Genomic DNA, 18,474 nt, shown 5'->3' with positions numbered 1-18,474 from the left:
GTCAAGCGGCGGGGGGTTGGGGCGGCGGGAGGGGGGCTGGGTGGGGAAGGGGGGGCGGGAGGAGGGGCTGGGCGGGGGAGGGGGGAGCGGGGGGCTGGGGGTGGCGGTTGGTCCACCAGGTGTGGGTGCGGTGGACGAGGCGGGGGACGGAGGTAAAGAGGGCGCAGATGATCCAGGCGATGAGGAGGATGAAGGCGGCCAGCATGGAGGAAAGGAGGACGGGGACATTGGCAGCGCTGACGAGGCCGGTGAGGAGCATGGCGCCGAGGCCAAAGATGATGAGGTAGCGGAGCTTGACCGAAGGGGCGCTCTTCCAGCAGCGGATGCCGGCGATGAGGGAGACGAGGAAGGCGAGGGCCTGGTAGAGGAAAGTGACGCGGCGGCCGCGGAAGCTGACGCCGATCTCGGCAGGTGGACCGAGACGGTGCAGGACTTCACGATGGCCCTGCTGCTGAACCTGGGAGCCGTAGAGGAGGCGGATGTCATCCGTCACAGCTGGCATGCGGCTCTGCTGCGTCTGATCGAGGTTGTCGAGCTGAGGGCCAAAGGCGGGGAGAACGGTGTTGACGAAGGTCTGCATCTCCCGCCAGGAGGTTTCCCGGGATTCCGGGGAGAGGGGGCCGCTGAAGCTGGTGTAGTGCCACTCATTCTGCGGGAGCAGGAGGGTGTGGCGCGTCTCCATGATGCCGACATCGGCGACCTGGGGGACATTGACGGAGAAGGCGCCCCAGAGGCCGAGTTTTTCGCCCGGAGCCGTGCTGGGGGACTCGAAGACGAAACGGACGGGGAAGGCGACGCGGGCGGCATCGCCACTGGGAAGGCGGACGAGCATGTCCTCGCTGCCTTCACGGCGCATGGGCTGCTGGGCTTCCCGATTGACAAAGACGTCTGACTGGAGGCGAGAGCCCTGGGGGAGGCGGACGACGAGGAACTGGAGGTCGTTGTTTTTCACCCAATAGATGACCTCGGTGGTCTGGGCTTTGTCCGTGGCGACGGCGGTGATGAGGTCGGCGTGGGTGATAACGGCCTGGGGGACGGGAATGAAGCTGTTTTTGGCGAGTTCGACGCCGAGCTTGATGGGGAGGGAGCGGTACTTGTAGGCAAGGAAGACGCCGGGGCGCTGAAGCTCGGGGCGGAGCTCGCGGGCATCGATTTCTTCCAGGGTTTCGGGCTCGGCCTTGCGGATTTCGAGGCTGGGGGCCTTGACGACGGCGACCTGGCCGGTCTCCTGGAAGGCACCGGGGACGTGGACGTGGAGGAGGTCCATCTTGCCCGTTTTTCCAGCTTCGAGGGTGATGGGGCGCTCAAGGGTGAGGGTGAGGGAGAAGGCGCCCTGGCGCTCGCTGCGGAGAACGACTTCCCAGAGAGCGTAGCTGGCGGCGTCTGGAAGGGTGACTGGCTGAGGGGGCTGCCAGGCTTTGTTGATCTCCTTCACCTGCTGATCGACGAAACGGATCTGGTCTGCGACGTCCTTGGGGACGGCGAGAATGAAGCGATCGGTGGCGGCGTAGGCGACATCGAAAGCGAGGGTCCAGGAGTGGCGGGTGGACTGCTCTTTGACCTCGACGAGGGTGAGGACTTCAACGCTGACCTGGGAGCTGCGGCTTTTCAGGCTGAGGGTGGCGGGCTTGGCGGCATCGCGGTAGCGGAAGGCGAGTTCGGTGGCATTGGCCTCGCTCTGGAGATGCACGGCGCTGACGTCCTCCTGCTGGAAGTCGCCGAGTTCCTTGGTGTTGGGTTCCAGGCTGGAATGGATGGTGGCACCGACGAGGGCCTCGTGGCGAGTGACGTTTTGCGGGGCGAAGACGGGGAGCACGACGTCTGCCGTGGCCTGCGGACGGGTCTGGCGGGCGGTGAGGGTGAAGGAGAAATCGCCGGCGGTTTGCTTGGGGAGTTTGATGACGAGGTCCGCGCCTTCGAGGTTCCAGGATTCGATCTGGCCTTTGACATCGGTGATGTTCCAGCCGGCGGGGGGAGTGAGGCGGGCCTCGAAGATGCCGACGCGGCGGACGGTGTAGTGGAACTCGGTGCTGAGGGTGGCGGCCTCGCGGCGGACGGCCAGCTTGGTGAGGCTGGTGGCTTCGACCTGGGGCTTGGCCTCGGCGACATCGAGGGTGAGCTTGTAAGGCTGGCGGAGGATGCGGAAAGTGCCGACCTGGGAGCGGCTGTCGCCAGCGAGGGAGCGGGTGGTGGAGGTGAGGGTCTTGGGGGTGACATCGAGCTGCGCCTCGGCACCGACGACGACTTCGCCATGGGCCTGAGCAGCGCCGATGACCTCAAGGTCGGGGACGCTGACCTCAGCGGGCAGCTTGGCGACGGGGCCTTCGAGCTGAAGCTGGAGGGAGTAGTCATCGCGCAGAGGCTTCTCCGGGAGAACGACGAGGGTTTTGCGGGCCTGGGCGGGATTCCCGGCGATGGGGCCGTTTTCGATCTTCCACTCCTTGATGCCAGCGCCGGTGACGCCGAGGATTTCCTGATCGGCAGGGAGGGCGATTTTCAATTCGCTGATGGGAGCGCGGAGGATGCGCAGGGAGAGGTCTGCCGTGGTGGCGACGGAGCCGATGCCGATGTGGGTGGTGAGCCTGTTTTGTGCGAGGACGAGGGGGCTCATCTGCGTGACGGCCTTGGCGGAACCCCAGGCGATGTTTTGCTGCGAACCCGCGCCGAAGAAGCAGGCGAACTGAGTCTGGCCATTCTGCACCTGGGTGGTGAAGGCGGCGGCGGGCGCGAGCTGAAAGTCGAGGCCTTCGCCAGGGACGGTGATGCTGAGACGGGAGACGGCGGCGCGGGGGAGATTGAGAGTGACGCTGGATTTGCCGGCGGTGCGGATGATGGGGGCGTAGATTTTGAGGGAGATCTCATAGACGCCCTTTTCGGGGAGCATGAGATCGCTGCCGTCTGAGCGGGAACGGAGGACGGCCTTGCCAGTGGTGGCCTCGCCGATGCCGGGGGCGGCTTTATCTGTGAGGGGGAGGAGGACCCAGCCTTTCTTGAACGATTCGGCGGTGATCTTGGCATCGAGGATGACGCTGTCTCCTTCGACGCGGCCGGTGTATTCGGCTTTGGCGAGGACGGCCTCGGCGGGCGGGGCTTTTTCGGTCTCTTCGCGCTTCAGAGTGAGCTCGTTCCAGAGGTCGAGGAATTCGCGGTAGGGGAGAAAAACGCCTTTGCCGCCGTCCTTGAAGACTTTTTCGAGTTCATCGAAGGGGACGTAGACACGGCGCTCGCGCTCGCGGACGACGGTGGTGGGGGCGGGAGCGGGTGCCGGGGCTGGAGGGACTACTTTGGGGGGAATAGCCGCGGGCGGTGTCTGCGGGGGTGGACTCGGAGGCGTCTGCGCAGGCGGAGGCGCGGGTGTCTGCGCGACGAGTGCGGAGGCGAGGCACGAGACGAAGAGGAGGGACAGAAGCGCGCGCATGAGGAGGGTGGGTGGAAAAGGATTTCGAGAATTTTTTATCAGGAAGTGGGGCTGGTGACGAGATAAGTTGTGTAAAGGCTCGGTAAATTCTTAGGGGGGAGGTGGACGGGGGGGGGAGCAGGGTCGAATGACGAATGAAGGGGAGAGGGAGGCGTGGGCGGGAAGGAGGAGGTGGGCTTGGCGGAGCTTGTGGGGGCGAGGACGAGTTCGAACAGGAGGACGAGGACGATTTGTGGTGAGGGGCGATGGGGAAGGGAGGAGGAAGATTGGATGGTGCGGCACCGGCAGAACGGGGTGAGGAGAGTTATTCTTGGGAGGGACATGATTTGTCCCAAACTCTGGGGAGCGTCTGCGTTTATACTTGACCTGTGCGGTGAGAGCCGCTGGTTTATTGTCCCCCCCTAACTTTTTGTTATGAAAACTGCCGCGCGTTATCTTGCTGTTGCTTCTGTGTGTCTGATGGCCGCCTCCCGAGGGAGTGCCCAGCTGGCGGAGGAATACCGCATGTGGACGAACACAGCGGGCAAGACGGTGGAGGCGACACTGGTGTCTGTGGATGCGGTGGCGAAGACCCTGAAAATCAAGATGAAGGACGGGAGGGAGTTTGACGTGGAGATCGCCAAGCTGAGCCCGGCGGATTTTGAATATGCGAAGGCACGCTATGCGGCGATGCAGGCTGCGCCTGCCACAGCGCCCGCCGTGGCGATGCCTGCGACTCCCGCGGGAACTCCGCCAGCAACGACGCCACCCGCCACTCCGCCGGCGACGCCGAAGGGCGGTGCGAAGACGGCGGCGGTGGTGAAGAAGCCTGCGCCGCCACGGCCGGCGATCGCGGTGGTGCCTTTGGCGAAGTTTAAAGCGCCGGTGGTGAACGATTACCTGGGCGGGATCAAAGGACGGCCGCGAATGATTCACAACGCAGCGGAGTGGGCGGCGCTGAAGGCTCAAATAGCGGCGGATCCGGTGCTGGCGAAGATGCTGGAGACGCTGAAGGCTTCCGGGGACGATCTGGTGCAGGATCCGGCGCTGACGCGCATCAATGGTGACACGGGTGGCGAGGGGCCGAAGGCGGTGTACCGGATTGGTTTGATGGGTGCGCTGCACTACTGCGATGGCGATTTGAAATGGCAGCAGAAGGGCATCGATGAACTGCTGGCGTTTACCGACAAGGTGTCCTTCCGCGACTGGCACCCGGACCTGATGGACAATGTGACGGACATGGTGGTGGCGGTGGCGCTGGGGTATGACTGGTTCCGCGCGGGACTGAACAACGAGCAGGCGGCGACGATCCGCACGTGCCTGGCGGAGAAGGGGATCGGAGCGCTGATCGCGCACCTGGAGGGGGAGGAAATCCCTGAGAGCGCGAAAGGCGTGTCCGGCGGGCAGACTGGGACGAAGAAGGGCCCGCCGCCGAAGGCGCCGGTGAAGGGGCAGGCGAAGCCGGATGTGGGCAAGCTGCCGCCGGACAGCAAGCAGATGGCGGCGGCGTCCGCGCTGCTGCTCTCGGCGATCTGCCTGGTGGATGATGATCCGGCGACGGCGAAGAAAGCGGCCGATGCGGCGGCGAAGGTGTTTGGCAAAGGGATCGTGCGTTTTGCGCCGGCAGGCGTGTGGCCGGAAGGGCTGCAGGCAGGCGAAACGGTGATGGACTACGTGGCGATGGTGTCGAGCTCGCTGAAAGCAGCTTCGGGCAAGGACCTGAACATCAGCCTGCTGGAGGGGATTCCACAATTCAACACGGCGCGGATGCACATGATGGGGCCGAGCGGGCAGACGTTTAACTTTGGCGATGCGAAGAGCGCGACCTCGGTGCGGCCGTGGGTGGCGACGTGGCTGTGCGGAGTGGCGGGGAACCCGGGCATTCGTGCGGTGGCGGCGGGTGGCAAGATGCCGGTGACTGCGGCCTACTTCGGGCAGGTGGGGCATTTCATTTATTACAACCCGCATGCGGCGGGGGACGGCACGGCGGACACGATGGACTATGCGCAGCCGGGGGGCTTTGTGGCGACCTCGCGTTCGGGATGGGGCAAGGATGATTACTTCATCGCGGTGAAGGGCGGAGAGAACGAAGACACGACGGCGCAGCTGGACATCGGCAGTTTTGTGATGGAGGCGGGCGGACAGCGCTGGGGCATCGAGCTGGGAACGGAAGGGGACCGGGTGCCGGGTGCGGAGATCAAGCCGGGTGCGGACCGCACGAAGCGGTTCCAGCTTTACCTGGAAAACACGAAGGGGCAGAACACGCTGGTGATCGACGGCAACGACCAGGAGCAGGACGCGAAGGCGGCGGTGCTGCTGGGCAGTTCGACGCCTGAGCGCGGATCTGCGGTGGTGGACATGACGAAGGCGTATTCGAAGCCGGCGAAGGACGTGCACCGCGGAGTGATGGTGGTGCGCGGGGAGAAACCTTACGTGGTGATGCAGGATGACCTGTTCATGAAAAACACGGGCACGATCGTTTGGAGCATGCACACGAAGGCGGAGGTGGTTGCGGACGGGAAGGCGGCGAAGCTGACGCAGGGCGGCAAGACGCTGGTGGCGACGATTGTTGCGCCGGCGAGCGCGACTTTCAAACTGACGGAGCCGCCCGAGGCTGCCAATGAGCAGGCGCGTGATCTGATCAAAGAAAAGGTGCATGTGCTGCAGGCGGAGATTCCTGGAAGCAAAGGAGCGCAGAGTTTGTGCATCACCTTTGCGCTGGATGAAGCGCCTGCGCATACGCCGACGCCGGTGGCGACGTGGGGTGCGAAGAAGTAGGCGGGTCCATCAGCAAGCGACTGAACGGACGAGGCGGGCTGGAGACAGCCCGCTTTTTTTTGTGGCTGCGCGGGGCTTTGGGGAGGCGTGGGGGAAGAAGGGGCATACCATGGTGTATGGGGAGATGGTATGCTGGTGGACATGAAGATGACGGATGCTGCGGAGGGTTGTGGGACCAGGATGGTCCCACTCCTGCCAGAGTGTCGTCACGCGGATTCCACGCAGCGAAAACACATGGCTGCATGCCGGAGGGTGGCCTAAGGGCGGAGGGATCTCTTCACCCCACGAAAGCGGTAGCTGCGATGCAGGGCTGCGCCTTGCATCTCCGCGACCGCACTCCAAATGGCGGTGGGTGGTTGGGGAGCTTTGATGGACCGGGGCTTACGCCTGACTGCGCGCGGAGGTGCGGCTAAGGGGAGGGCTTGGAGAAGTGGGCGAGGACGGCCTTGGTGACTTCTTCGGGTGTGACGAGCTGCATGCAGTTGTAGTGGCCGAAGCGGCATTCGCGGTCGAAGCAGGGGCTGCATTCGATCTTGTGCTGGATGACCGTATGGCGGTCGCCGAGGGGGCCGGTTTCGATGGGGCAGGTGGAGCCGAAGATGCTGACGGTGGGGATGCCCAATGCGGCGGCGAGATGCATGGTGCCGGTGTCGTTGGTGAGCAGAAGCTGGCAGCCGCGCAAGGTGGTGATGAGCTCGGAGAGGCGGGTCTTGCCGACGAGGTTTTCGTGCGGGGCCGTCGGGAGCATGGCGGAGAGTTTTTCGCCCATCTCCTTTTCCTTCGGCGCACCGACGAGCTGCCAGCGGAACTGGGGGTGCTGGGCGGAGATTTGATTGATGACGGTGGCGAAGCGCTCCAAGGGCCAGCGTTTGGCGGGGCCGTATTCGGCTCCGGCGCAGACGGCGATGCGGATGGTGCCGTCGGTGGTGGAGGCGGGGGGGGTGCCGGAGTCCCAGAGGCCGGGCTGCTCGATGTCTGCACCGATGCCTTTGGCGATGCGGAGATAGCGGTGCGCGTGGTGCTCTTTGTCGATTTTAACCTTCGGCGGCTTGATGATCTGATTGAGCAGCTTGGCGCGGAAGGAGCCGCGGGTGCCGACGCGGCGGGGGATGCCGGCGAGCCAGACTTCCAACGTACTGCGGGTGGAATTGGTGCAGAAGACGGCGGCATCGAATTTGACGCCAGTGGCCTTGATGCGCCGGGCGACGGCGAAGAGGCCTTCCTTGGCGGGCTTGGCGATGTAGCGGGAGACTTCGGGCATGGAGAGCCAGAGTTCCTCCAGCTTGTCGGGGCCGAGGATGGTGATCTTGAGGTCGGGGCGGCCGCGTTTGATGGCGCGGACCATGGGGAAGGCCATGCAGGCATCGCCGAGCCAGTTGGGGCTGCGGATGAGGAGCTCGAAGGGCTGCAGGCGTTTCAGGTCGTAGTCCGGAGGAAAAGCGATGCCGCGGCGGTAGTTGGAGAGAAGGAAGTGGGGCTTGGGCGTCTTCCAGCGGTTGTGGACCCAGAACCAGGCCTCCGGCTGCTTGCGGATGAGGCCTTCCACAGCGGCATTGATGGCGAGAGTGAGACCCTCGGCACCGGGCCGGGAGGGGTCTGCCTTGACTTCGGGGGCGCAGAGCAGCCGCCAGCGGGCGGGGCCGTCATTGTAGACCATCATGGGCAGTACGACGGCATCCGTGCGGATGGCCATGAGCGCGGCGATGGTGGTGGTGGAGGCGAGGCGGTCGAAGAAGGGGCACCAGAGGCCGTGGTCGCCGGCGTGCTGATCGACGAGGACTCCGACCTGGCCGCCCTCGCGGATGAATTTCATCGGGGCGTTGAAGCCGGCCTGGCGGTCGAAGAGGGTGTAGCCGAGCTTTTCGCGGCGGCGGAGGACGAGCGCGTTCAGCCAGGGATTGCGCAGGGGCTGGTAGATGGCGCCGGCCTTGTGACCGCGCACGTACATGGAGGGCACCTGGGTGAGGATTTCCCAGCAGCTGGCGTGGAGGACGAGATTGACGACGGGGCGCTTGCCATCGTCAAAGGCGGCCTGGGCGCGCTGGGTGCCTACGGAGCGGACGTGCCTGCAGATGGCAGCCTCGGTCATGAGGGGGAGCTTGAAGCCGCAGAGGATGTTGGCGAAGAGACTTTTAAAATGCTCGCGGGCGAGGTGCCGGAGTTGGGCAGGGGATTTTTCGCGGCCGAAAGCGATGTGGAGATTGTGCAGGGCCAGGCGGCGGTACTTGCCACCGATGTAATAAGCGAGCGTGCCGAGCACGCGGCCGACGCACCACACCACGATGAGCGGCAGCAGCCAGAGCACGCCTTCGATGCACCGGAACAGCGCGTAAACCAGCCACTGCACGGTGCGCGTGGAAAAACTGGCGGAGTCTTTGGAGCGGCCCATGTGCGGTTCCTTATGCCGCAACGGCTCCGGACACGCAACCGTTCATGCGAGATCAAAGGCGGCGGCTCCGTTTGGCATGAGATGCACCGCATTCTTTTTTTGCTTACGATTTGTTTTCCGCTGCTGCTGCGGGCTGCGCCAGCCAAGCCGAACATCGTTTTCATCATGGCGGATGATCTGGGCTGGGCGGATGTGGGGTTTCATGGCGGAAATGCGCCGACGCCGGTGCTGGACAAGCTGGCGGCGGAGGGGCTGGAGCTGACGCACCACTACTCGGCGCCGGTGTGCAGCCCGACGCGTGCGGGGCTGATGACGGGGCGGTGCTGGAGCCGCTTTGGGGTGACGACGCCACAGAACGAACGGGCGCTGCCATGGGATACGATGACGCTGCCGCTGGCGCTGAAAACGGTGGGCTATGAGACGTGCCTGACGGGGAAGTGGCACCTGGGCTCGAAGGCCGAGTGGGGTCCGAATCACTTTGGGTTTGATCACAGCTATGGCTCGCTGGCGGGCGGGGTGGGGCCGTGGGATCATCACTACAAGAAGGGGCCCTTCATGGAGACGTGGCAGCGGAATGAGAAGCTGATTCAGGAGACGGGGCACGTGACGGATCTCATCGCCAAGGAAGCCTGCGAGTGGCTGGGCGCGCGGAAGGGCGCGCCGTTTTTCCTGTATGTGCCGATGACGGCGGTGCACCTGCCGGTGAAGGAGCCGGAGGAGTGGGTGAGCAAGGTGCCTGCGAGTGTGACGGGTGCGGTGGCGCGGCAGTATGCGGCGTGCATCATGCACCTGGATGCAGCAGTGGGGCAGATCGTGGCGGCGTTGGAGAAGAACGGGCAGCGTGACAACACGCTCGTCATTTTCACCAGCGACAACGGGGGCAGCACGGCGGAGAACAACGGGCAGGCCTATCCGCCGGACGGCTATGAATCGGGGCCGCTCACGGGGAACAACAAGCCGCTGCGCAACGAGAAGGGCACGGTGTATGAGGGAGGAACGCGGGTGCCGTGCCTCATGAACTGGCCGGGCGTGGTGAAGCCGGGGAAGCATGAGGCGCCGGTGCAGATCATCGACTGGATGCCGACCTTCTGCGCTCTGGTGGGAGTCAAACCGGCGAAGGATCTGAAATGGGATGGCGTGAACCTGTGGCCCCAGCTGGTGGAGGGGGCACCGCCGCAGCCGCGCATGCTTTACACCGTGGCGCCGGGTTTCAAATCACGCGCGCTGCGGTGCGATCCGTGGAAGCTGGTGGAACATGGCAGCGGGGAGAAGGCGAAGCATGAGCTGTATGACATCTTGGCAGATCCGAACGAGACAAAGGATGTGGCGGGGCAGCAGGCGGACGTGCTGGCGACGATGAAGGAACGGCTGCGAGTGAAGGCGCGGGCGGACCGGGATGCGGTGGCGAAGGATTGAGGTTTGGGCGTGGAGACGACTTTTAGAAAATTCGGCTGGCCGCAGAGGGGCAAAGGAGCCGAGGTGGCAGAGGTGTGAAGGCATTCATTCTGTGCGTCCTTTACCTCTCAGCCCCTGTGTGGCGAAATCGGAGGTGCTCAGAATTTCGAGCGCGAATAGCCGCGAATTATCGCGAATCAAAATCCGATCCGGCGCTGTAGCTATTCAGATCCACAGGGAATCTGGCTGCGACAGCTCGGGGATGTGTTTCACCCCTCACCCGGCCTCTCCCCGAAGAATGCTCAGAGCTACGAGGTCTGGGGCGGGGAGAGGAGGTTCGCGTTGCCACTCCCGCTGAGTTTTAAAGCGTCCCAGCGCCGTTCCCCTCTTCCCGTCCCAAGCCTGCACCCGGCGCTGTTTGATGCAATGCGTGGTGGAGATGCGGGGGCTTGCCAGAACGAGCTAAAGCTCTGGACTACTTTTGCCAAAAAAAAACGGGCGGTGCCGAAGCGCCGCCCGTTGGGATGATTTGTTGATGTGAAGTTGATGAAGAGATCCTATTTCTCGACCCAGCGGACGGCTTCCATGAGGAGTTCGCGGGCGGAGGCGAGGCCGAGCTTCTGACGGATGTTGGCCTTGTGGGCGTCCACGGTCTTGGCGCTGAGGGCCAGCTTTTCGGCGATGCTGTGGGAGTCGAAGCCACGGCCGACCATCTCGAAGATTTCGAGCTGGCGGTCGCTGAGCATGCGGGCGGGCTCGCCACGAGAGCCGCCGCGAGGGCCGCCACCGGAGACGATGCTGCCAAGGAGGGCGGCGCTGAAGAAGAAAGAGCCGGCGGCGACCTGACGCAGTCCCTGAAGGACGCGGGTGCTGGGCTCTCCCTTCATGACGTAACCCATGGCGCCTGCGCGGAGGCAGCGTTCTGCATACACGTTTTCGTCGTGCATGGAGTACACGAGGATCTGCATGTTTGGATGGCTGGCACGAAGCTTTTTGATGAGGTCCACGCCGCTGCGATCCTTCAGGGTAATGTCAAGAACGACAACGTCGGGCTTGATCTTTGTAATCTGCTGGAGAGCGGAGTTTGCGTCTTCAGCACTGCCGATCACCTGCATGTCTTCCTGCTGGTCGATCAGTTTCTTAAGCCCTTCGATAACGATAGGGTGGTCGTCGAGTATATAGATTTTGCTTTTCACGGTGATAGTAGAGGACTCATTTTCAAATAAATGTCAAGCCTACGTTCTTAAGAAGGGTTAACCCAACTCGCGCACTGCATTGCCTTTCAATGCCATGGGGCTATCTGGGAATAGCTTAGAATGGTCAAAAAATGTCCATCCGGGGGCCGGAAGGGCGGGTAGTAAGCCTGCAAAAATCCGAAATTTGCACCCCAAGATTGGATTACGCCCCCCGTCATGCTGGCAGACGCCATGAAAAACACCATCCACTCCGACACCACCGCGATTGGTTTTCAAATTGCTCCCATGATCGATGTCGTTTTCGTGATCATGCTATTCTTCATGGTGATGACGGGAAGTGTGAAGGTGGAGCGTGAGCTGAAGGCGCAGCTGCCTGATCCCGGGCACCCGGCCAAGCTGATCAAGTTTCCGGTGGAGGAGATCACCATCGGCATCGGCGAAGACGGCACAGTGACGATGAACGAGCAGGAGTTTGACACGCCGAAGGACAAGGCGCTGCCTGTGCTGACGAGGAGCCTGATCCGTGCGCAGGAGTCCTCCAAACGGCAGAATCAAAAGGTGCTGGTGACGCTGCAGGCAGAGGAGCAGGCGAGCTATGAGCGCATCATTGATGTGCTCAATGCCATGCACAAAGCCGGGATCCAAAACGTGACCTTCACGGTGGGGAGCGAGACGACGTTTTGATGCGCGGCGACAGGCCTGTGCGGCTGCGTGCGTTTTGTGCCCATGCCACGCTGCCTTTTGTTTCTGCTGCTGTCCGCAAGTGCTTTCGCCCAAATGGCCAACCGACCACCGGTGCCGCAATGGCTGGCGGCGAATGATGGAGGAGCGACGTTCACGCAGAAGGTGAAGCACGAGGGCAAGCTGCTGAAAGCGGTGCTGCTGACCGCTGGAGATGCGGCGGTGGAGATCGTGCTGGATGGCAACACAATCGCCACGGTGAAAGCGGCGGAGACGGCGAGTGGCACGGACCTGACGCGAGAACTGGGCGATGGCAAGGAGCACACTCTCGGCCTGCGGGTGCCGGGCAAGGCGAAGGCGGCGGCGCTGCTGGAACTGAATGGCGACCTGGCGGCGGTGCGCTGGATCGTGACCGATGACTCGTGGCAGAATGCGGTGGTGGCAGGGGCGACGGATGCGGACGCGGTGAAGAACCCGTTTGATCTGAAGAAGACTTTTGATGCCTACAACTCCTGGCAGCTGGCGAAACCGGGCGCGCAGAATCAGGCGACGGATGCCGCGACGCTAACGGTGCCGCCGGGTTTCAAAGCGGAGCTGATCCGCTCGGCGCAGCCAGGGGAGGATTCGTGGGTGTCCATGGCGTTTGATCCGCAGGGGCGCATCACGCTGGGGAAGGAGAAGAAGGGCCTGCTACGCCTGACGCTGAGCGGCAGCGGCGAGCAGAAGGTGGAGATGATCGATGACGAGCTGCTGGAGTGCCGAGGGCTGCTGTATGCGCATGGCTCGCTGTTTGCGAACGCGAACAACTCGAAGGCGCTGTACCGACTGACGGATGCGGACGGGGATGGCGTGTTTGAAAAACGCCAGGAGCTGATGCGCACGGAGGGTGGTGTGGGACATGGGCGCAATCACATCAAGCTCGGCCCCGATGGCGACATCTACGTGGCGCATGGCAACAACGTGCTGCTGCCAAAGAATTTGGATCCGGACTCGCCGCTGAAAAACTACGCTCCCGACCAGCTGATTCCGAATCCATGGGATGGCAGCATGTTTGATGGCAATGTGGAGCTGCCTGCGGGGCACATCCTGAAAGTGAAGCCGGATGGGAGCAAGGTGACGCTGATCGCGGGCGGGCTGCGCAATCCGCTGGATATCGCGTTTAACAGTCGGGGCGATCTGTTTACCTTTGATGCGGACATGGAGCGGGATGTGGGCACGCCGTGGTATATGCCGACGCGGGTGCTGCAGATCGTGCCTGGGGGTGATTATGGGTGGCGGCGTGGTACGGGGCGGTTTCCAGCGTGGTATGCGGACACTCTGCCGAGTGTGATCGATATTGGGCTGTCTTCGCCAACGGGGATTTTCTTTGGGTATGAGGCGGAGTTTCCAGATTCTTATCGTCGTGTGCTGTACCTGCTGGACTGGAGCTATGGGCGCATCATCCAAGTGGCTTTTTGCAAATCCGATGGCGCGGCCTACACGGCGATGCAGGCAGATTTTGTGACGGGCAGACCGCTGAATGTCACCGACGGTTGCATCGGGCCGGACGGCGCCATGTGGTTCATCACGGGAGGGCGAGGGACTCAGAGCGGACTTTATCGGGTGTCCTGGGCTGGCAAGAAACCCTATTTTTCTCCGATGCCCAACCGCCTCTTACGCCACTCCTCCGGCCCTGAGCTGCAAGCAGACACGATACGCGAACGAAGCGTGGAAGGAGGCTGGACACCGGACCTCTCCTTCACCTTTCAAGGCATTGAATCACCTGATCGGTTTGTGACCAATGCCGCGCGTCTGGACCTGGAAAAATCCGATCCCGCCCTGTGGAGAGAACGTGCCTCGGCGGGGAAGAGCATGCATGCTCTTCTAGCTCTCGCGCGGACCGGGGAGAAAAAAGACCTCCCGGCCATTCTGGATGCAGTGATGAGAGCAGCGCCGAAGCCCACGCTTGATGCGCTGCGTGTGATTGCCGTCGCCATCGCGCGGCAGGGGGCACCCGATGAGGCGCACCTGAAACAACTCAGCACCTGGGCTGCTTATCCCTCGGATGATGGACTGCAAAACCGCGAGCTCTGCCGCCTCCTTGTCTATCTGAAATCGCCGACGGTCATTGAGAAAACGATGCCGCTGCTCCAAGCGGCGACGACTTCGGAGGACCTGCTGTATTTCCCCTTCATGCTGCGCTATCTTAAAGAGGGCTGGACGCTGGAGCAGAGGCGTGTGGTGTTTGAGGCGCTGAACAAGGCGGAGAAGATGAACGGGGCCTCGACTTTCTTTAAAGCGATCAGCGACACGCGCAGCGAGCTGGCGGCGGCGCTGAAGCCGGAGGAGGCGAAGGAGCTGGCGGCGGTGATCTCGCCGGCGAAGCCGACGGTGCTTTCCGCGCATGCGCTGCCGGGGCATTCGTTCAAGAACTGGACGCTCGATGATCTGACGCCGCTGCTGGCAAAGATGGATGCGAAGACGCGCAACCGCGAGAGCGCGAAGGATGCGCTGATCCGCGCGCAGTGTGTGTTCTGCCATCGCGTGAGCAATGACGCGACGCTGCCGGCGGGGGTGTTTGGGCCGGATCTGGTGCAGGTCTCGGCGCGCTTCAATCGACGCGATCTGCTGGATCACATTTTGAATCCGTCGAAGTTCATCGATGAGAAGTTCCGCTACGTGACGGTGAAGACGAGCGATGGGAAAACGATCACCGGCAGCCTGGAGAGCGAGGACGATGAACGCGTGGTGCTGAAGACGAATCCGCTGGCGGCGGAGAAGACGGAGATCGCGAAGGCGATGATCAAGGAGCGCAGTGTGTCGGAGATTTCGCCGATGCCGCCGGGGCTGCTGAACTCGCTGAAGGCGGAGCAGATTTTGGATCTGCTGGCGTGGTTTGAGAATTTGAAGTGAGGGAGGTGTGAGGGCCGCTGCGCCCTCCAACCCAAATCACTCCCTCTTCGAAAACTGGCCTAATGGCTGACCTTGAGCTTGTAGGTCACTTCGCCGGGGTTTTCTTTGCGATCGCTGTTGGTGTTGATGCGCAGGACGACCTCGGGCCGGGAGGTTTGGACGAGGTAGGTGAAGGGCTTGAGCGTGGTCTCGGGAGTGACGATGGCGAGGACCTTGCCGGGCACGCCTTTGTCATCCGCAGGCTCTGCGATGACGAGGCGGTCATCGTCTTTGTAACTGGCTTTGGGGTCGTCAGGATTCTCGGTGGCGATGCCGCCCTTGCTTTTCCATTTTCCGGTCACGTATTCGAGGGTGATGGTGTCTCCTTTTTTCACGGCGCCGATGCGGCGCCCATTGGGATCATTGGCAGGAATGGTAACGATGGTTTCCTGCGAGCCGGATGAGGAGGACGAAGAGGAAGTCGAAACAGTCCTGGATGAGGTCTTGGATTTGCCAGCGAGACCGAGGCGCTCCTTCATGCCTTTGATCTCATTGGCGATGACCAGGGCCTCCTCGAGCTTGGCGGCCTTGGTGTAGGTGTCCTGCAGTTTGACGAGTTCTGCGAGATACTTTTCATCCAGCGGGCGGGTGACGCGTTCGCGGGCAGCCTCATAGGCGGTCTGCAGGCGCTCCATCTCAGCGGGCACCGTTTGAGCATGCAAAAGAAGACACTGGATGCCGAAAGCGAAGAGAAACAGGAGGCGGCTTTTCATGGTATAAAAACAAAGCATACAAAATTCTCTGCCGTGGTTTCAAGATGAATCGCGGGGTGAGGCAAGAGGGTTGACACCACGCACTCAACTACACATACTCGCGGGCATGTCGTCCCGACCCAAGTCATCGCTGCTGCCGCGAATCGCGCGGCTGGTGGTCGTGGGGGCGATCTGCCTTTCGCTGGGTGCGCACTGGGTGCTGCTGCAGGGCATCGCGTGGACAGGAATGTTCATCTCCTTTGCGAAGGAAGGCGCGGTGATGGAGGCGGTGCAGAAGACCTTTGACGGGCAGCATGGCTGCGCACTTTGCAAAAAGGTGAAGGAAGGCCAGAACTCCAAGGGCGGGCAGCAGCAGCAGGCTGGGCAGTCGCTGCAAAAGATCAATGCGGTGCTGGTGGAGATGACGACGCTGGTTGCGCCCGCGGGAGAGACGATTTCATTCGCGATGATTCGCGAGAGAATGGTGAAACGAAACGAGATGCCGGAGACGCCGCCGCCCAGACGCGCGCTGGCCTGAGCCTGTGGAGCGGCCTTTCCCCAAGGTGCCGCTCTTTTCTCCCGAATGCCAATGCGCCGGACCCGGATGTCCGGCCTGCGCCCTGTGCGCATGGTGATGCCGCCGCCACGCCTATGCACGCGGCCGCCTTTTCCGACCTCTCCCGTTCTTTTCCCGTTCCCTTTTTTCATTGCCATCATGAAACCCTTTTGCACCCTGCTTTTTCTATCCCTGACCGGCGCTGCGGCGCTGGCACAAACTACCAGTCCCAACCAGAAATCTGAACCCCCGGCGACGGAGCTCAAAGAAGTCGTCATCACTGCGGAGAAGGGATCGCGCTCTCTCACGGTGCCGAGCCTGGAGGCGCGGCAGGAGCAGATCGCGCAAAACACGGCGGGAGGCGCGAACGTGGTGGATGCAGAGTTTTACAAGCGGGGGCGTGCGTCCACGCTGAAGGACGCGCTGGATTTCTCGCCGGGGGTGCTGGTGCAGTCGCGCTTTGGCGCGGAGGAGTCGCGCATCGCCATTCGTGGCAGCGGCTTGCAGCGCACCTTCCACGGGCGTGGCATCTGGATGATGCAGGATGGCATGCCGCTGAACCTGGCGGACGGGAGCTTTGACATGCAGGCGATCGAGCCGCTGACGGCGAACTACGTGGAGGTCTTCCGCGGGGCGAATGCACTGCAGTATGGCTCCGCGACGCTGGGGGGAGCGATCAACTTCATCTCAAATACGGGCTACACGGCTCCGGCTTCGCAGGCACGGATGGAGGTGGGCAGCTTCAACACCTATCGCGGGCAGATTTCCTCCGGCTTTGTGAGCGGAAACACGGATGTGTATGTGAGCATCACGGCTTCGCACACAGACGGCTTCCGCGACTGGAGTAAGCAGGAGAGCTTCCGCGTGTTTGCGAACATCGGCACGAAGATCAGCCCGAATCTGGAGAACCGCGTTTACATCACCTATGTGGACAGCAATTCGCAGCTGCCGGGCAATTTGACGAAGGCGCAGATGCTGGCCAATCCGCAGCAGGCGGCGCCGGGTTCCTTCATCCCGACCGTGCCTGGCGGCGCGGGCTATCAGGAGCGCAACTACCGGCTCTTCCGACTGGCCAACAAGCTGACGTACACGGATGGCGACAGCAATACGCTGACCTTCAGCGCCTTCTGGTCATGGAAGGATCTGAACCATCCGATCTTCCAGGTAATCGACCAGCTGAGCAATGACCTGGGCTTTGACCTGCGCTATGATCACAAGGGGACGCTGCTGGGGCGCGAGAACACCTTCACGGTGGGCACGAACTTCATGTACGGCGGCACGAACGACAACCGCTTCTTTAACATCAACGGCGCACGTGGGGCGCAGGTGGGGGCCTACCGGCTGCAGGCGACGAATTTCAGCTTCTACTTCCAGGACAAGCTGCACCTGACGGACAAGCTCTCGCTGGTGGCGGGTGCGCAGGTGGCCTATGCCTCGCGTGAGCTGGACGAGCTGCAGACGTTTGGCGGCGTGAATCCGCCCGGGCAGTTCACCGGACTGCCAAACCTGATCAACAACAGCGACCGCATCGAGGCCTGGGGTTTCAGCCCGAAGCTGGGCCTGCTGTATGAGGCGGACCCGAAGACGCAGATCTACTTCAATGCGAGCCGGAGCTTTGAACCGCCGACGCTGGGTGAGGCCACACCGGCAGGCAACGGCCTGCTGCCGCTGAAGCCGCAGACGGCGACGACGCTGGAGCTGGGCACACGCGGGCAGCGCGAGCGTGTGAGCTGGGACTTCAGCTACTACTATGCGTGGGTGGAGCGCGAACTGCTGGCGCTGGGCTCCCCCATCCTGACTCCCACCACCACCGTGAATGCAGGCAAGACGATCCACCAGGGCATCGAGTTCGGACTGAATGTGGACCTGCTGCGCAACGTGGCTGTCTCCTCCGACCGCCTGGTGCTGAACCAGAACCTGCTGTGGAATGACTTCCGCTTCAGCAAGAGCGCGGCGTATGGCGACCGCCTGATGCCGGGCTTTGCGCCGGTGTACTACCGCGCACAGATGCTCTACCAGCACCCGAGCGGCTTCTACGCGGGCCCGACGCTGGAGTGGTCTCCCTTCAGCTACGCCGCCGACCTGGCACGCTCGACCTTTGCGGATCCGTATGCGCTGCTGGGCATGAAGTTCGGCTATCGCACCAAGAGGGGCCTGTCCTTCTACGTGGAGGCGCGCAACCTCACGAACGAGATCTACAGCCCCACGGTGAACGTGGTGACCAATGCCACCACGCCGGGCAGCAACGCCGTGTTTCTTCCCGGAGACGGCCGCAGCTTTTACGGCGGAATCGAGTGGAAGTGGTGACGCATGAGCACTCCTGGCGCAGGGCGCTGACACGCAGCCCTGCGCCACCCCTTTTCCACGCTCCCCAAAACACAGTCTGGAAAATCTTTTACCGTCCATCTTTTACCAGCGCAAAAAAACCTCCCGCACCGAATCACAGCCCCCCACCTCAA

10 protein-coding genes are annotated in these 18,474 nt (G+C 62.6%); 6 read left to right on the top strand and 4 right to left on the bottom strand.

Annotation, left to right across the window (positions count from 1 at the left end; genetic code table 11):
- Position 1 precedes the first annotated feature (1 nt).
- Positions 2–3,418 carry a hypothetical protein gene (locus tag ACILSO_RS14870; RefSeq protein WP_395738214.1) on the bottom strand — a complete coding sequence of 1,139 codons (3,417 nt, stop codon included), beginning with the start codon at positions 3,416–3,418 and terminating at the stop codon, positions 2–4.
- A 459-nt stretch (positions 3,419–3,877) separates the two neighbouring features.
- On the opposite strand from ACILSO_RS14870, the gene ACILSO_RS14865 reads away from it, so the two are divergent.
- Entirely contained in the window at positions 3,878–6,175 is a 2,298-nt protein-coding gene (locus ACILSO_RS14865) for a heparinase II/III family protein (protein ID WP_395738213.1), read from the top strand.
- A gap of 409 nt (positions 6,176–6,584) precedes the next feature.
- On the opposite strand, the gene waaF is transcribed toward ACILSO_RS14865, so the two are convergent.
- The gene (gene waaF / locus ACILSO_RS14860) at positions 6,585–8,564 is read right to left on the bottom strand and encodes a lipopolysaccharide heptosyltransferase II (RefSeq protein WP_395738212.1); all 1,980 of its coding nucleotides are present in this window, start codon (positions 8,562–8,564) and stop codon (positions 6,585–6,587) included.
- 81 nt (positions 8,565–8,645) lie between these two features.
- On the opposite strand from waaF, the gene ACILSO_RS14855 reads away from it, so the two are divergent.
- On the top strand, positions 8,646–9,980 hold the full coding sequence (locus ACILSO_RS14855; protein ID WP_395738211.1) for a sulfatase-like hydrolase/transferase: 1,335 nt from the start codon (positions 8,646–8,648) through the stop codon (positions 9,978–9,980).
- A 536-nt stretch (positions 9,981–10,516) separates the two neighbouring features.
- Here ACILSO_RS14855 and ACILSO_RS14850 read toward each other — a convergent pair.
- The gene (locus ACILSO_RS14850) at positions 10,517–11,155 is read right to left on the bottom strand and encodes a response regulator (protein ID WP_395738210.1); all 639 of its coding nucleotides are present in this window, start codon (positions 11,153–11,155) and stop codon (positions 10,517–10,519) included.
- A 231-nt stretch (positions 11,156–11,386) separates the two neighbouring features.
- Here ACILSO_RS14850 and ACILSO_RS14845 point away from each other — a divergent pair, with 231 nt between their 5' ends.
- Both ACILSO_RS14845 and ACILSO_RS14840 read left to right on the top strand, forming a co-directional pair.
- Positions 11,387–11,839, top strand: coding sequence for an ExbD/TolR family protein (locus ACILSO_RS14845; RefSeq protein ID WP_395738209.1), 453 nt, complete (start codon positions 11,387–11,389; stop codon positions 11,837–11,839).
- 42 nt (positions 11,840–11,881) lie between these two features.
- Complete coding sequence (locus ACILSO_RS14840; protein ID WP_395738208.1) at positions 11,882–14,728, top strand: hypothetical protein; 2,847 nt, start codon at positions 11,882–11,884, stop codon at positions 14,726–14,728.
- Positions 14,729–14,787: 59 nt separating this feature from the next.
- Here the strand turns inward: ACILSO_RS14840 and ACILSO_RS14835 are convergent, their stop codons facing one another.
- The gene (locus tag ACILSO_RS14835) at positions 14,788–15,480 is read right to left on the bottom strand and encodes a hypothetical protein (RefSeq protein ID WP_395738207.1); all 693 of its coding nucleotides are present in this window, start codon (positions 15,478–15,480) and stop codon (positions 14,788–14,790) included.
- A 106-nt stretch (positions 15,481–15,586) separates the two neighbouring features.
- Between ACILSO_RS14835 and ACILSO_RS14830 the strand changes: the two genes are divergently transcribed.
- Positions 15,587–15,997, top strand: coding sequence for a hypothetical protein (locus ACILSO_RS14830; protein ID WP_395738206.1), 411 nt, complete (start codon positions 15,587–15,589; stop codon positions 15,995–15,997).
- 177 nt (positions 15,998–16,174) lie between these two features.
- On the top strand, positions 16,175–18,322 hold the full coding sequence (locus ACILSO_RS14825) for a TonB-dependent receptor family protein (protein ID WP_395738205.1): 2,148 nt from the start codon (positions 16,175–16,177) through the stop codon (positions 18,320–18,322).
- Positions 18,323–18,474: the final 152 nt, after the last annotated feature.

The organism is Prosthecobacter sp. (genome assembly GCF_044226605.1).
Lineage (GTDB): Bacteria > Verrucomicrobiota > Verrucomicrobiia > Verrucomicrobiales > Verrucomicrobiaceae > Prosthecobacter.
Note: the sequence above shows the minus strand (reverse complement) of the source record. Positions and strands in the feature narration are given on the sequence as shown.

Bases quoted from the DNA above. Each gene is read 5' to 3' on its own strand.
- waaF (WP_395738212.1), bottom strand. From the start codon at position 8,564: ATGGGCCGCTCCAAAGACTCCGCCAGTTTTTCCACGCGCACCGTGCAG.
- ACILSO_RS14830 (WP_395738206.1), top strand. From the start codon at position 15,587: ATGTCGTCCCGACCCAAGTCATCGCTGCTGCCGCGAATCGCGCGGCTG.
- ACILSO_RS14825 (WP_395738205.1), top strand. From the start codon at position 16,175: ATGAAACCCTTTTGCACCCTGCTTTTTCTATCCCTGACCGGCGCTGCG.
- ACILSO_RS14840 (WP_395738208.1), top strand. From the start codon at position 11,882: ATGCCACGCTGCCTTTTGTTTCTGCTGCTGTCCGCAAGTGCTTTCGCC.
- ACILSO_RS14855 (WP_395738211.1), top strand. From the start codon at position 8,646: ATGCACCGCATTCTTTTTTTGCTTACGATTTGTTTTCCGCTGCTGCTG.
- ACILSO_RS14870 (WP_395738214.1), bottom strand. From the start codon at position 3,418: ATGCGCGCGCTTCTGTCCCTCCTCTTCGTCTCGTGCCTCGCCTCCGCA.
- ACILSO_RS14865 (WP_395738213.1), top strand. From the start codon at position 3,878: ATGGCCGCCTCCCGAGGGAGTGCCCAGCTGGCGGAGGAATACCGCATG.
- ACILSO_RS14845 (WP_395738209.1), top strand. From the start codon at position 11,387: ATGAAAAACACCATCCACTCCGACACCACCGCGATTGGTTTTCAAATT.
- ACILSO_RS14835 (WP_395738207.1), bottom strand. From the start codon at position 15,480: ATGAAAAGCCGCCTCCTGTTTCTCTTCGCTTTCGGCATCCAGTGTCTT.